This window comes from Flavobacteriales bacterium (assembly GCA_021739695.1).
Taxonomy (GTDB): Bacteria; Bacteroidota; Bacteroidia; order UBA10329; family UBA10329; genus UBA10329.
Window position 1 is genome coordinate 52,530 of sequence record JAIPBM010000001.1, and the last position, 13,678, is coordinate 66,207.

The following is a 13,678-nucleotide window of genomic DNA, read 5'->3' on the forward strand; positions in this document are numbered from 1 at the left end:
TTGTTGATTATTGATTTGATTAAAAAATGAATTTGGTGCTGATGGACTCGTAATTGTGAGCCTTTTTGATCACATCAGCAAAAAGTGGCGCTACGGATAGCACCGTTATCTTATTGTTTTCCTGTCTGAGAGGAATGGTATCTGTCGTAACCAACTCAGTCAATTTAGAATTGGTAATGTTATCGTGTGCATTTCCAGAAAGCAATGGATGAGTGATGCAAGCCCGAACAGTTCTTGCTCCGTGCTCCAACATCATTTCGGCAGCTTTACAAAGCGTGCCTCCTGTATCAATAATGTCATCGACAAGGACAACATCTTTTCCTTCCACATCACCGATAACGGTCATGTCTGCCACTTGGTTGGCCACTTTTCGTTGCTTGTAGCAGATGGCAAGGTCAACATTCAACGCCTTAGCGTAAGCATTTGCTCTTCTGGTACCACCAACATCGGGTGTTGCCATCACCAAGTTTTCAAGATCCATGGTGTTCTTAAGGTGATCTAAGAACAAGTATGACCCAAAAAGGTGATCTACTGGAACATCAAAAAATCCCTGGATCTGATCGGCATGCAGATCCATCGTCATCACACGAGTCACACCAGCAGCTTCCAAAAGATCGGCCATCAACTTGGCGCCAATTGGCACGCGGGGCTTCACTTTTCTGTCCTGACGAGCCCATCCGAAATAAGGGATAACCGCAACAATTCTTTTGGCTGATGCGCGCTTTGCAGCATCGATCATCAAAAGCAATTCAAGCAAATTATCGCCTGGAGGAAACGTGGATTGAATGATAAAAACATCATCTCCACGAATAGATTCTTCAAAACAAGGCTCAAATTCACCATCCTTGAAACGCAATGTGGTCTGATTGCTCAGCGGCTGCCCATAACTCTCGGCAATCTTCTCCGAAAGATACTGGGTGGCTTCACCAGTAAACAGCTTGACGTTAAAAGGCATGGCTTCTGCTCGTTTTTTGGGGGTGCGAAAGTAAGGAATTTGTATGCTATTTCAGCAGTAAATCGAAAGCATCTTTCAAAAGTGCTTTTTAGTAAGCGAAAAACGTATAAATTTGCCGCCCCAATTCACTTGCCGAAGTGGCGGAACTGGTAGACGCGCACGACTCAAACTCGTGTTCCTTTGGAGTGCCGGTTCGATCCCGGCCTTCGGTACAGAAAGCCTGATCAACGAAAGTTGTTCGGGCTTTTTTGTTTTTGGGATTCTTTAACGGTACGTTTTCCTTTTCGCTTCTCCGTATATCTTTTTCATCATTAGCTTCGCAAACCTTATGGAAGAAGGATTCATTAAGTACGATAACCCCGAAAAACAAGAGCGTTACGACCGTGCATATTTGCGGATGGCGCTGGAATGGGCAAGACTTTCGCATTGCCAACGAAGACAAGTTGGGGCAATCATTGTAAAAGAAGGGCAGATCATTGCCGATGGTTACAATGGCACTCCGTCTGGTTTTGACAATTGCTGCGAAACCGAAACGGGCGAAACACACTGGTATGTGCTGCATGCTGAGGCTAACGCCATTATGAAAGTGGCAAGATCAATGAACAGCGCACGCGATTCTACGTTGTATTTAACGCTTTCTCCTTGCAAGGATTGTAGCAAGTTGGTGCATCAGGCCGGAATAAAGCGCTTGGTTTTCATAAATGGTTATAAGGATATGAGTGGCGTGGAATTTTTGAAAGAAGCAGGCGTTGAAGTGGTTCAATTACCTGATGTGATGATTCAATGAGCGACAGTCGGTTCAAACTCTTCATCTATTATCCGATCGTGCTGGCCTTGGTGCTGGCCGCAGGAATTTATCTAGGTTCTATCCTAAATGTGGGGCAGTTGTCTCATGTTGGTATCGAATCTTCTTCAGCCAACTCAAAGAAGATCACCAATTTGTTGAACTACGTTCAAGAGGAATATGTCGATTCCGTTAACCTTGATGGATTGACCGAGTCTACAATCATCAAAATGCTGGATCAGCTCGACCCTCATTCGTCTTATATACCTGCTCGTGAATTGGAGTCTTCCAATGAGCCTTTGAACGGGAATTTCGATGGAATCGGTGTTGAATTCAATATTATCAGCGACACTATTGTTGTGGTTGCTCCGATAAATGGCGGCCCGTCTGAAAAATTGGGAATCCGTTCTGGAGACAGGATCGTTTCTATTGAAGATACTGTGGTTGCTGGCACGGGTATTAAGAATGAAGATGTGATCTCTAAACTTCGTGGTGAACGCGGCACGAATGTGAAAGTGGAAATTGCAAGACGAGGAGTGAAAAAACTGATGGTATTCAATATCGAACGCGACAAGATTCCGATCTATAGTGTCGATGCAGGATACATGGTAAACGACAAGGTCGGTTACATCAAGGTCAGTCGGTTTGGCGCAACCACGTATGATGAGTTTTCGGAGAAATTAGTCGAATTGCAACAAAACGGTCTGCAATCACTCATCGTAGACCTTCGCGGAAATCCAGGCGGTTATCTGAATGCAGCCATCAATATCTGCGATGAATTTCTTCCAACAGGAAAACTGATCGTTTATACGGAGGGAAGAGCACGACCAAAAGACAATGCATTCGCCACTTCTCACGGAGATTTTGAAAAAGGAAAATTGGTGATATTGGTTGATGAAGGTTCTGCGTCAGCTTCAGAAATCGTATCTGGCGCAGTACAAGACAACGATAGAGGAACTATTGTGGGAAGAAGAACATTTGGAAAAGGTTTGGTACAAGAACAAGTTGAATTGGCTGATGGTTCGGCAGTAAGATTGACGATTGCTAGATATTACACGCCAACCGGAAGATGTATTCAGCGGCCTTACGGAGAAGGTGACGACTATTATGGCGATCTCTACAATCGGTTGGAACATGGAGAATTGTATGAGGCAGACAGTATTTCTGTTGATAAGAAAGAACGTTTTGTAACCCCAGGCGGAAAGGTGGTTTATGGCGGAGGCGGAATTGTTCCCGATGTTTTTGTTCCATTGGACACGACCAATTACTCAGAATTCCATCGTGAATTGCTGGGCTCAGGAGCGCTGCGGGAGTTTGCGCTGAACTATGCATCGAAGAACAGAAAGGAACTCGAAAAATTCGAAACGCCAGATGCGTTCAGAAAGCGATTTGAATTTGCCGCAAGCATTTATCCGCAACTCATCGACTTTGCAAAAACGAAGAATGTGAAAGCCACCGATTTCGCAAAAGCAAAACCAGAGGTCTTGAACAATCTGAAAGCATTGATTGCGCGTAGCAAATGGAACGGCAACGGGTTTTATCCGATCATTAATGAGAACGATAAGATGATAAACGCTGCGCTAGAGGTATTGGACTAATTAAGTCTGTAAACCTTTCCAGGAAGAGTGCTAACAATTCCTTCGAATTCCAATTCAAGCAGAATAGAAGCCACTTTACTCATCGGAAATCCGGAAAGCACGGCCAATCGGTCAATGGTGTGGTCTTTTTCGCGCAATACTGCAACCACCGTCTCCTGCTCTTCGCTTAGGTCGACCAGCAATTTCGTCTGTGCTTGAGGCTTCTTTTTTGATTCGTCTTGTTGCCATCCTAAAGCTTTTAAAATATCGTTACCGGAAGTAACGAGCGCTGCTTTGTGGTTCATGATCAGATAATGACATCCGGCAGAATATTCATCACTCAATCTTCCTGGCACTGCAAACACATCTCTATCGTATCCATTTGCCAGCTCGGCAGTTATCAGCGCACCACCTTTTATGCCTGCTTCCACCACTATGGTTGCATCACTCATTCCAGCAACAATTCTATTCCGCTTAGGAAAATTCTCCCTGTCTGGATTAGTGCCGATCGGAAAATCAGTGATCAACGCACCATTTTCGAGCATTTCTATGGCTGTATTCGTATGCAGTTTCGGGTACACCCTATCGAGTCCATGCGCCAAACAACCGATGGTTGGTATGTTAAATTTCAGTGAAGCTTTATGTGCAGCTATGTCAATTCCGTAGGCCAACCCACTTACGATGGTCACTTGCGCTTTGGCCAATTGTTCAACGATTGATTCTGTGATTTCTTTTCCTTGCCTTGTAGCATTTCGAGTTCCCACAATACTTAGTGCTCTTGACGGATTTATGCTCCCATTGCCCTTGGCATAGAGAACCACGGGCGAATCATCGCAATGCTTCAATCTTTGAGGATAATCACTGTCTAGAAAGGAAATGGCACGCACGCTATTTTTCAGCGCAAACTGTAGTTCGTCTTCGGCCTGCTTCAGCACCACGCTTGATGACACCACATTTGCAATGGCCGCTCCGATAGAGGGAATCTTCAATAAAAACGATTTCGGTTGCCTGAAAACCTGCTTCGGGCCGCCACAATACGCAACGAGTTTTTTGATTCGCGCATCGCCAATTCCAACCACCTTGCTGAGTGCGATCAGATATAGTGTCTGTTCCTGTCTATCCAACTATACAAATATTGATATATTCGCCCCGTTCAAAATCTGGCCTTTAAACCGCTGAAATCTAACATATGAAAAGAATATTTACTACTGCAATTCTATCATTTTTGGTTCTGTTTGCCTTTGCACAAGATACAGGAACTGTAAAAGGTACAGTAAAAGATAAGGATTCTGGAGAGACCATTATTGGCGCCAGTGTCGTTTGGGAAGCTGATAAAGGCCGTGGTGCTGCAACTGATTTCGATGGGAATTTCTCGCTCACTCTGCCAGAAGGGGCACAAAAAGTTATTATCACTTCTATCGGTTATGATTCGCAGACAATTGCGGTAACGGTAAAAAAAGGAGAGACATCAACCGTTAACGTTAGTATGGGCGTTGGGTCTATCCAAAAAGAGATGGTAATCGTATCTGCTGGTAAGTTTGAGCAGAAACGAGAAGACCTAACCGTTTCGGTTTCGGTTATTGAACCTGAGCTACTTGAGAGTAGAGGTTCTACAAGTGCAGAAGATGCACTTGAGCAAACTCCTGGTCTTACTATCGTTGATTCAGAACCTCAAATGCGTGGTGGTAGTGGCTATAGCTTTGGCGCTGGTGCAAGGGTTATGATGTTGGTGGATGACCTGCCTATTATGACGGGTGATGCAGGTAGAGCAAGTTTTGGATTCGTGCCAATTGAGAATTTGGAGCAGATTGAGGTGATCAAAGGCGCATCGTCTGTACTCTACGGTTCTTCGGCACTTAATGGTATCATTAACATTAGAACAGCATATCCAAAGGACAAGCCTAAGACGAAAATCAATATCTATACAGGTCTATACAGTGCTCCTCAACAAGAGAGTGCTATTTGGTGGGATAAGAATGATGTGCCTATTTATAGCGGAATGAACTTCTTCCACTCTCGAAAAATCAAGAAAACATGGGACCTTGTAATAGGAGGTAACTTCCTTATTGATAACGGCTTCATCGGACCAGAACCTTCTGATACTCTGATCAATTCCGTGGGGTACGTTACCAATGTGAATAAAGATACGGACGGCAACATCGTTGACACCACTTATACACAACCACGTAAAGGTTTTGAGAACAGGTTTAGAATGAATTTCAATTTGCGCAAGCGCTCTGAGAAGATTCCGGGCCTCGCGTTCGGGATCAATGGTAACGCCATGTATTCTAAAAGTGCAGGAAGCCTTTTGTGGCTAAATAAGGATGATGGTCTTTTCCGACCTTTCGGTGGTAGCATCACGCTTACTAAGCAGACATCTTACAACATTGACCCTTTCATCACCTATTCTGGTCCTGCAGGATCCAAGCATACTTTGCGTGGACGTGTATTTCATCAGAACAACGATAACAACAACAATCAAGGAAACTTGAATTACGTAGGGTTTTTGGAGTATCAGTTTGCTCACAAATTTGCCAATATCAACGATTTCACCATCACCATTGGGGCTATGGGACAATATGTTTACAGTAAGGCACAGCTGTATGCCGGTAATGGAAAAGGAAACGGAATCAATAATGCGATAAATGCTGCTGCGTACGTTCAATTAGACAAGAAATTCTGGAAACGTGTGAACGTGAATGGTGGAGCTCGTTTCGAGTACTTCGCAGTGAACGGAAATGACACGATCATCCGACCTGTTTTCAGAATCGGAGCTAATACTAAGCTTTGGAAAGAAGGTTATTTGAGAGCGTCTTTCGGAGAGGGTTTCCGATTCCCTACCATTGCAGAACGCTACATTTTCACGGTAGTTGGAGGTTTACCAATTGTGCCAAACACCAACATTAAACCAGAGCGAAGCTATGCCGCAGAGGTGGCTTTAATGCAAGGAATCAAGATCGGCAAGTTCATGGGCTATTTGGACATTGCGGGTTTCTACCAATACTACAAGAATTTTGTTGAGTTCAATGGAGGTAACTTCGGTCCAGTAACCGGTCCATTTGGACGCTATGCATTCAGATCATTAAATACTGGAGATGCCCGTGTTTATGGAGCGGACGTTTCGTTGATGGGTAAAGGCGAATTCAATTCTTGGTTCGGCATGAATGTCCTTTTGGGATACACCTATGCTCGTCCAGAAACAATGGACCCGAACTACGTGTATGGAACGGATAGTACTGGCCAGCAACTTACCCAATTGAATACAAGTTCAACGATTCCAAACGCAACAGTTTTCGATACTCCAGAACAAACTGCAGCTCGTGAAAAGGCTATTGCAGATTTCATAAAATATCCTGTGCTTAAATACCGATTTGAGCATTTGGTGAATGCGGATGTGGAATTCCTTTTTACCATTAAGAAGAACCAAAAATTGTCTGTTGGTCTGACTTACCGTTATTACAGCTACATGAAGAGTGTGGATAAGGTATTCTATACCTTGGACGCACTTGTTGGTTGGGGCGCTGTGGATTTCCGCAATAGCCACAACAAAGGCGACCATGTATTTGATTTAAGGGCAGCTTACGATTTTTCGGAAAACATCAAACTTGGAGTTTCGGTCAAGAACCTAACTAATCGTTTGTATGCACTTCGCCCTTTGAAGGTAAATCCACCTAGAACCATACAGCTTCAGCTTACGGTAACTTTCTAAGTTACGTCTGAAAAACGTCAGTTTCTGTTTGGATAAAATTTTCACCTTTGAGCCCTTACAAACAAACAAAGGGATCAAATGGCTAAAAGGAAAATTGAACCGCTAACCGAGAAACGGGAACACAGTTTCTTTGGTGATGTATTGAAGTATTTTGATCATGCCGCCCAGTTTTTGGAGCATGACAGTTCGTTGCTTGAGCAGATTAAATACTGCAATAGCGTTTATCGCATGCGCTTTCCTGTGAAGAACGATGAAGGCAAGATTGAAACCATTGAGGCTTACCGTGTAGAGCACAGTCACCACAGACAGCCGACCAAAGGTGGAATCCGTTTTAGTTTCCACGTGAATCAGGACGAGGTAATGGCATTGGCTGCGCTGATGACCTACAAATGTGCCTTGGTAGATGTGCCTTTTGGAGGAGCAAAAGGAGGCATCAAAGTAAGTCCACGAACATGCAGTGTAGGCATGCTTGAGCGTATCACCAGACGCTACACCACAGAGCTGGTTAAGAAGAATTTCATCGGTCCCGGAATCGATGTTCCTGCACCTGATTATGGTAGTGGTGAGCGTGAAATGGCATGGATGGCTGACACTTATTCGACTTTCTATCCAACAGACCTCAACGCAATTGCCTGTGTAACTGGAAAACCGATTTCACATGGCGGTATTGCTGGTAGAAGAGAAGCAACAGGATTGGGCGTTTTCTATGGTGTGCGACATGCTTGCAGCTACAAGGAAGACATGGATAAGTTGGGAATGACCACAGGCTTGGAAGGAAAACGAATTGCCATTCAAGGTATGGGCAACGTGGGTTACTGGGCAGCTAAATTCTTTCACGATGGAGGAGCAAAGATTATTGCTGTTGCCGAGTGGGATGGATCTGTTTATAATGAGAATGGAATCGATCCAGACGATTTGCTTGCATACAAAAACAAGAACAATGGTATTCTAGGATTCCCAGGAGCCAAAGACCTTGGTGGTCCTGGAGCTGCGTTGGAAGTTGAGTGCGACATTCTCATTCCTGCCGCTTTGGAAAATCAGGTGAATAGCGAAAATGCCGCCAATGTCAAGTGTAAGATCTTGGCCGAAGCAGCTAACGGACCTGTAACGCCAGAAGCAGAAGAAGTGCTTCTTAAAAAAGGTGTTCTACTTATTCCAGATATTTACATCAATGCTGGTGGTGTTAGCGTATCGTACTTCGAATGGTTGAAAAACCTTTCTCACGTTCGTTTTGGGCGAATGGAGAAACGCTATCGTGCAACTATGAATCACAACATCATTGATGCAATTGAAGGTGCCAGTGGAACGAAAGTTTCTGATGATTCCGTGAAATTGATAGAACGCGGAGCTGATGAGCGCGATCTTGTTTATTCTGGTTTAGAGGAAACGATGATCACTGCTTACGACAACATCCGTAACCGAATGGTAAGCACTGACGGAATCAACGACCTGCGTACTGCAGCATTTGTGGAAGCCATTGATAAAGTTGCGGTTAGTTACCACAACCTTGGAATCTGGCCATAATTCGTGAGATTGAAATATTTAAAAAGCCCGATCGCTTCCAACGGTCGGGCTTTTTTGTGTTCTTCACACACGATTGATCAGCATCAGCGCTCAAAACGGTGTTGAGAGCGAGGGCCAAAAAAATGATCAAGGTTCACTATTTTCATCACATCATTAATTTCTGCTACCATGGCAAAAACACCCAATTATAAAGTTGACCCTAAGGAAAATATCTATTTCGCTATCTGTCTTGTCTTCAGTCTGCTTATCTACACAAGCATCATTGTAGGCATTATGGCGGGCATGGATTTTGGCAAAGGTCCATTGATTGCAGCTTTCGGTTTCTATGCTCTGATGATCATTGTGGCATTACACATAATGCGAGGAGTAATGATCGGTTACATCCGTGGTAATGCTGTGAAACTTGGCCCTAAACAGTTTCCGGACATCTACCAAGTAGTCATGAGCCAATCGCAAGCTTTAGGGCTGAATCGCATTCCTGAGGTTTTCCTATTACAGCAAGGCGGTTTGCTCAATGCTTTTGCCACGAGATTCATGGGCTCGGACTACGTTGTACTTTATTCCGACCTGATGGAAGAAGCCTACAAGAAAAATCAGGAAACGGTTGATTTTGTCATTGCCCATGAATTAGGACACATAAAACGCAATCATATCTTGAAGCGCCTGATCGTACTTCCAAGTCTGATGATTCCATTTTTAGGAAACGCTTATTCGCGTGCCTGCGAATACACTTGTGATAGTATTGGTGCATCATTGAGTCCTGAAGGCGCACATTCAGGTTTGCTCGTTTTGGCTGCTGGAAAGCAGCTATATCGCAAGGTTGATGCACATTTTTTCATAGAGCAACGACAAACCGAATCAGGCTTTTGGACATGGTTTGCTGAGAAAATATCGACACATCCGCACCTCACAAATCGCTTGGCCCGTTTTACACACAACATTGGGTTTGCGGAAAAACCTCAAGTTTCAAAAAGTAATAGCTGGGATATGCCTCCTACGCAGGCTCCAAAAGAAGAGGTGACAAAAGAATCAGTATCTGACGCAAGCAAGTACATGCCGAAGTAATCAGAACTGTTCTTTCTCCTAACTCTTTCTTATTTCAGAAAAATGCTCGCACTTGCACGGTTCCTGTGTGCACCGCATTGTTCTTCTCGCTTTTCCGGCCACTGTATTGAATATTCACCTGCATGTTTTTGCCTACGCGTAGTTGTGCAAACGTGCTCCAAGTATAGTTGAGCCCCGCCTTCAAGCCTTCAAGCAACTCGAATTCTACCGTGTTGCCAGTAGAGCCATCATATGAAATGCTGATGAAATTGAATGTGGCATTGATGCTACCTCGCTGAAGAATATTGTACTTGCCATCAATCCCAGCATCGCGCAGAATGGCCTGTTCCGTTCCCACATTTTCAGGTTTGAAATTCAACTTATCTGCATAACGGAACTTGCCTCGTACGCGCCATTTTGTTCCTGGCTGAAATACCAACTGTGGTTCAATTTCGTAATACTGCACGTCCAATTTATTGTTGGCAAAAAATGAATCAGTGATTTTCCAGCCGAATTCGCCACTGGCATTCAGCGTAAAGATCTTAGCGAGATTCCAACGGATTTTCAGCGTATGGGAAGTGTTCGAGCGTGTTTCGAAACCATTGGCTAGGTAAACTTTACTCCGCGTATCTGAATACGTGTAATCAGCACCCACTTTAGAACTGCTTCGATTGAAGAAGAAGGTATTTCTGAGGGATGATGCGAGCGTGACGAGCGTACTGTCTGAAACCGTGCTGAAAAATGGATCGAAGGCAGCTAGTAGATTATTACGCTGCGTCTTTCTATCAATACGATAAACCAATTGGTCGGAGAATCGTGAAACAAATTTTCGAATTCCTGTCTTGCCTGCCCACACTACTTGCGGGCTCAGGTTGATGACTTCGTTGAATTGCGTTGTGTAAACTTTTGTGAAATTATTGGTGGGCGTGAATACGCGAATATAGCGTGCCGTATCCTGATACACGGCCTGCACATATTCGTTCAATTCCTTAATTCCATTCTCGTTTTGATCTAGCCAACTGTAAGCGCCCTGCCCCGCAGGTACTTCCACATACGTGTATTCCTTCTTGCTTTCTAATCCTGAACCAACTTCGTAAAATGTGGAAGAAGTGATGGCGCCTTTCAGCACTTTCAAATTATACTCCAAACGATTAACCAAAGTGTTGTCGGGACGATTGGTGCTCAATAAGGTGTCTTTCACAGAAAGTCTTCGGTAGGTCACCGTCAATTTCAAGATACTGTTCGGATTCTTGGCCAGTTCGCCTGTCAATCCTGCACTTTCTCCAACACTCGAATACTTGAGTTGAGCATTTCCAGGCAACCAATCGTCCCGTCTTTGATAAAAAAGCGAGAAGCGATTTTTCCAGCTATCGGGACTTTTGATGTAAACCTTCGAGTCGTTCCATCGGTAACTCGTGCTCGATAGCGAATCGGCTGTGGAGATGAAGAAGCGGTTGTCTTCGAAAATATCGGTACCACCCAAAACAAACCATTTGAATTTCTGCTGAACGCCTGCCTGAAATCGCCCAAAACGGTTGTTGGTCTCGGTTCCATTGGAAAAAATATGACTTCCGTTCAGGTCAAAACTGAATCCTTTATGGGCAATTTTGGCCGTAATGGCATTTTGGTACGCATTGAAAATGTTCTCATTCAGAAATGAACGGAATGAATATTCCACATCGACAATGTCTTTTCGGATAAAGCCAACACGTGCCGTGGATATGTACTGCGTGGTGTAAGCAGTTTGGCTTCGAAGATTCCAATCGCGGTCAAACTCTACCGAACGGAAACGTTCAATTGGTCTAAACCGATCGTTGATATTCTCAAACTCAAGCCCAGATTTAATGGCCCATTTGGCCGAATCATCTAAAGGAATTACATGGTCGTATTTCACTTTCACCCCGTAACCTACATTATCGTTGTTGTTCACGCTCGAAAAGCGATTCAGATCACTGTTCGATAAGGCGCCTTCTACTGCTACGTTTCCGTTCTTCCCTATTCGATACTCAGCGCCCAGCGTATAGAGCTGGTTCATTTTTGGGGTGATGATCTGCTGTGCTGGAATGTATCGGCCTTTGTGCGCACCCGTTATCGAATCTGGTGCTATCCACTGATAAACACGACCATTGGCAGCACTCTGAATCTGAACATAATCTCCGTTGCCAATTCCAACATCTGAAAATCGAACTTGATACAAAGCCTTGTTCGGGTCAATGCTGTAGATATAGATCTCTTGGAAGTAAACAGGAATGCTGTTCACGTTCACAGTTGTGTCTGCCTTCTGATATCGGACTTGGTCATTGTCAAATCCTACCGAATCGATGGCGGGGATGATGGCCAGCTGAACACTATCGCCAATGTCTTGCAAGAGCTGCAGTTGGTCTCCGGTCAGGTCGCCATTTAACAGGCTTGATTTTCCATCCTGTTCCGAATAAAGATTGAAATGAATTTTTGCGCGATTCTTTTCATAATCGGCACTTGCGTGGAACAGCGATCGCGAATAGTTCCGCTCCGAATATTGGAACTCAACAATGATTCTCGAATCCTTTGTGATCAACCGCTTGGAAGTAAACGTCAATTCAGCCGTATTGTAATCGATCACATAATCGTGTTCTTGGCCTCGTGTAAGTAATTGCCCGTCAATATAAACCCGTTCCGTTCCGGCAATGACGATGATGAACGATTCATTTTCCGCTCCGCGAAGGCGATATGGCCCTTGGTTACCTTCAACTCCCTGAACGATCTGCCTGTTGAATTTTCCGCGCGAAAGTGCTCCGCTACCTTTCACTTCCAAAAACCCAGGATGTTCGTCCGTTACCTTTTTCTTAATGATCGGAAACCGATGTTTGATGCTCAAACCCTGCGCCCTTTTTAGGAAGGTCATGAAGTAGCTGTTGGCTTGCTGAATCCGGAAATCGCCTGCGGTAAGTTCCGTTTCATCCGTAAAAATTTGAATATAGATCTGATCGAAATCCTGCAATTGTTGGGTGTTCCCTTCTGGCTGAAAAGGAATGTTATTGTCAGTGATGGAAGCGCGGATACCGATCTTTTGCGTCAACTGACCAGAAAGGTTCAGGTTCAAACTCGAACTCACGCCCAGATCCTGGTTGTTTCCGATAGTAATGCCTCGCGAAATAGAACCACTCTTGCTCAAAGTTCCCAGATCGAACAACTGATCGGCCGTTCCCGGTTTTACCGTGTAGCTGAACGGATTCTGCGGCACATCTCGAATGTCTCTGATCAGCGATGGGTCTTTATTGAAAGTTCTTTCAGAATAGAGCGAAGGAAAAACCCGATAACTAGCCACAACAGATGAACCGATCATCGATTCATCGAGCATCAATTTTCCAGAATACCATTCCAAATTGTACTTGGTCGAATCAATGGAAATCCCGTTTAAGGTCAGCTCGAAACTCGTTGGAACAATACTCAGCGTATCAAGCATGATCGTATCATTGGTCAGCTCGATGGTCCGATTGCGCAGGCTGCTAAGATTCTGACCCCAAACGGGTAGAATAAAAAGCATAGTCACTAATGTGAGTATAGGTCTTAACAATCGTATATGGCCAATAGGAACCGGCAATTGAACAAGTATAACGCAATAAATTCTGAGAAGTATGTGACGAGTGGTTTGCTCTTTATCTTATCCCACTACCGATCCGTTCGGCAATTTGTTTTCTGGACCAAGAAGTACCACATCGTCTGCTTCGGGAGTTGCTCCCAGAACCAGCACTTCACTTTTAAATCCTGCCACTTTCTTGGACGGAAAATTGAAAACAGCCACAATCTGTCGCCCAACCAATTCTTCCGCTGTGTAGCGCTTGGTTACCTGTGCGCTACTCTGTTTTGTGCCAAGCGTACCGAAATCTATCGTGAGTTTATAGGCCGGTTTTCTTGCTTCTGGGAAAGGCTCAACTGTAGTAATTGTTCCAACCCGCAGGTCAATTTTCTGAAAGTCTTCGAACGTGGCATTTTCCATGGAAGCAAAGATACTTCAAGCTTCATGCAAGGCATCTATGGTCTCTAGTTGACATAAGTCAAATTTCGTTCTCAAATTTCGCTTGTTCCCTATTACATTCGCAACG

Annotated in this window: 9 protein-coding genes and 1 tRNA gene; 6 read left to right on the plus strand and 4 right to left on the minus strand. The window is 44.3% G+C overall.

The features are described from left to right. Window positions 1-19 precede the first annotated feature (19 nt). Window positions 20-955 carry a ribose-phosphate pyrophosphokinase gene (locus tag K9J17_00190; protein MCF8275123.1) on the minus strand — a complete coding sequence of 312 codons (936 nt, stop codon included), beginning with the start codon at window positions 953-955 and terminating at the stop codon, window positions 20-22. Between the two features lie 131 nt (window positions 956-1,086). Here K9J17_00190 and K9J17_00195 point away from each other — a divergent pair. The 3 genes from K9J17_00195 to K9J17_00205 all read left to right on the plus strand — a co-directional run bounded on the left by K9J17_00195 (window position 1,087) and on the right by K9J17_00205 (window position 3,337). Next, window positions 1,087-1,167 (plus strand) — tRNA-Leu (locus K9J17_00195). Window positions 1,168-1,283: 116 nt separating this feature from the next. Next, the gene (locus K9J17_00200) at window positions 1,284-1,742 is read left to right on the plus strand and encodes a dCMP deaminase family protein (GenBank protein ID MCF8275124.1); all 459 of its coding nucleotides are present in this window, start codon (window positions 1,284-1,286) and stop codon (window positions 1,740-1,742) included. Then, window positions 1,739-3,337 (plus strand): PDZ domain-containing protein, encoded by a 1,599-nt coding sequence (locus K9J17_00205; GenBank protein ID MCF8275125.1) that lies wholly within the window; start codon window positions 1,739-1,741, stop codon window positions 3,335-3,337. The genes K9J17_00200 and K9J17_00205 overlap by 4 nt, the downstream gene beginning before the upstream one ends. Here the strand turns inward: K9J17_00205 and dprA are convergent. Further along, window positions 3,334-4,440 (minus strand): DNA-processing protein DprA, encoded by a 1,107-nt coding sequence (dprA, locus tag K9J17_00210; protein ID MCF8275126.1) that lies wholly within the window; start codon window positions 4,438-4,440, stop codon window positions 3,334-3,336. The two genes, K9J17_00205 and dprA, sit on opposite strands and share 4 nt — an antisense overlap. 65 nt (window positions 4,441-4,505) lie before the next feature. On the opposite strand from dprA, the gene K9J17_00215 reads away from it, so the two are divergent. The 3 genes from K9J17_00215 (at window position 4,506) to K9J17_00225 (ending at window position 9,614) form a co-directional block, all read left to right on the plus strand. After that, window positions 4,506-7,025 carry a TonB-dependent receptor gene (locus tag K9J17_00215; protein ID MCF8275127.1) on the plus strand — a complete coding sequence of 840 codons (2,520 nt, stop codon included), beginning with the start codon at window positions 4,506-4,508 and terminating at the stop codon, window positions 7,023-7,025. Between the two features lie 78 nt (window positions 7,026-7,103). Further along, the gene (locus tag K9J17_00220) at window positions 7,104-8,549 is read left to right on the plus strand and encodes a Glu/Leu/Phe/Val dehydrogenase (protein ID MCF8275128.1); all 1,446 of its coding nucleotides are present in this window, start codon (window positions 7,104-7,106) and stop codon (window positions 8,547-8,549) included. A gap of 168 nt (window positions 8,550-8,717) precedes the next feature. Beyond that, window positions 8,718-9,614, plus strand: coding sequence for a M48 family metallopeptidase (locus tag K9J17_00225; GenBank protein MCF8275129.1), 897 nt, complete (start codon window positions 8,718-8,720; stop codon window positions 9,612-9,614). Between the two features lie 34 nt (window positions 9,615-9,648). Here the strand turns inward: K9J17_00225 and K9J17_00230 are convergent, their stop codons facing one another. Together K9J17_00230 and K9J17_00235 are read right to left on the minus strand one after the other, a co-directional pair. Next, entirely contained in the window at window positions 9,649-13,119 is a 3,471-nt protein-coding gene (locus K9J17_00230) for a hypothetical protein (protein ID MCF8275130.1), read from the minus strand. A 117-nt stretch (window positions 13,120-13,236) separates the two neighbouring features. Continuing rightward, window positions 13,237-13,572 (minus strand): tRNA-binding protein, encoded by a 336-nt coding sequence (locus tag K9J17_00235; protein ID MCF8275131.1) that lies wholly within the window; start codon window positions 13,570-13,572, stop codon window positions 13,237-13,239. Window positions 13,573-13,678 lie beyond the last annotated feature (106 nt).

Bases quoted from the DNA above. Each gene is read 5' to 3' on its own strand.
- K9J17_00190 (MCF8275123.1), bottom strand. From the start codon at position 955: ATGCCTTTTAACGTCAAGCTGTTTACTGGTGAAGCCACCCAGTATCTT.
- K9J17_00200 (MCF8275124.1), top strand. From the start codon at position 1,284: ATGGAAGAAGGATTCATTAAGTACGATAACCCCGAAAAACAAGAGCGT.
- K9J17_00205 (MCF8275125.1), top strand. From the start codon at position 1,739: ATGAGCGACAGTCGGTTCAAACTCTTCATCTATTATCCGATCGTGCTG.
- K9J17_00215 (MCF8275127.1), top strand. From the start codon at position 4,506: ATGAAAAGAATATTTACTACTGCAATTCTATCATTTTTGGTTCTGTTT.
- K9J17_00220 (MCF8275128.1), top strand. From the start codon at position 7,104: ATGGCTAAAAGGAAAATTGAACCGCTAACCGAGAAACGGGAACACAGT.
- K9J17_00225 (MCF8275129.1), top strand. From the start codon at position 8,718: ATGGCAAAAACACCCAATTATAAAGTTGACCCTAAGGAAAATATCTAT.
- K9J17_00230 (MCF8275130.1), bottom strand. From the start codon at position 13,119: ATGCTTTTTATTCTACCCGTTTGGGGTCAGAATCTTAGCAGCCTGCGC.
- K9J17_00235 (MCF8275131.1), bottom strand. From the start codon at position 13,572: ATGGAAAATGCCACGTTCGAAGACTTTCAGAAAATTGACCTGCGGGTT.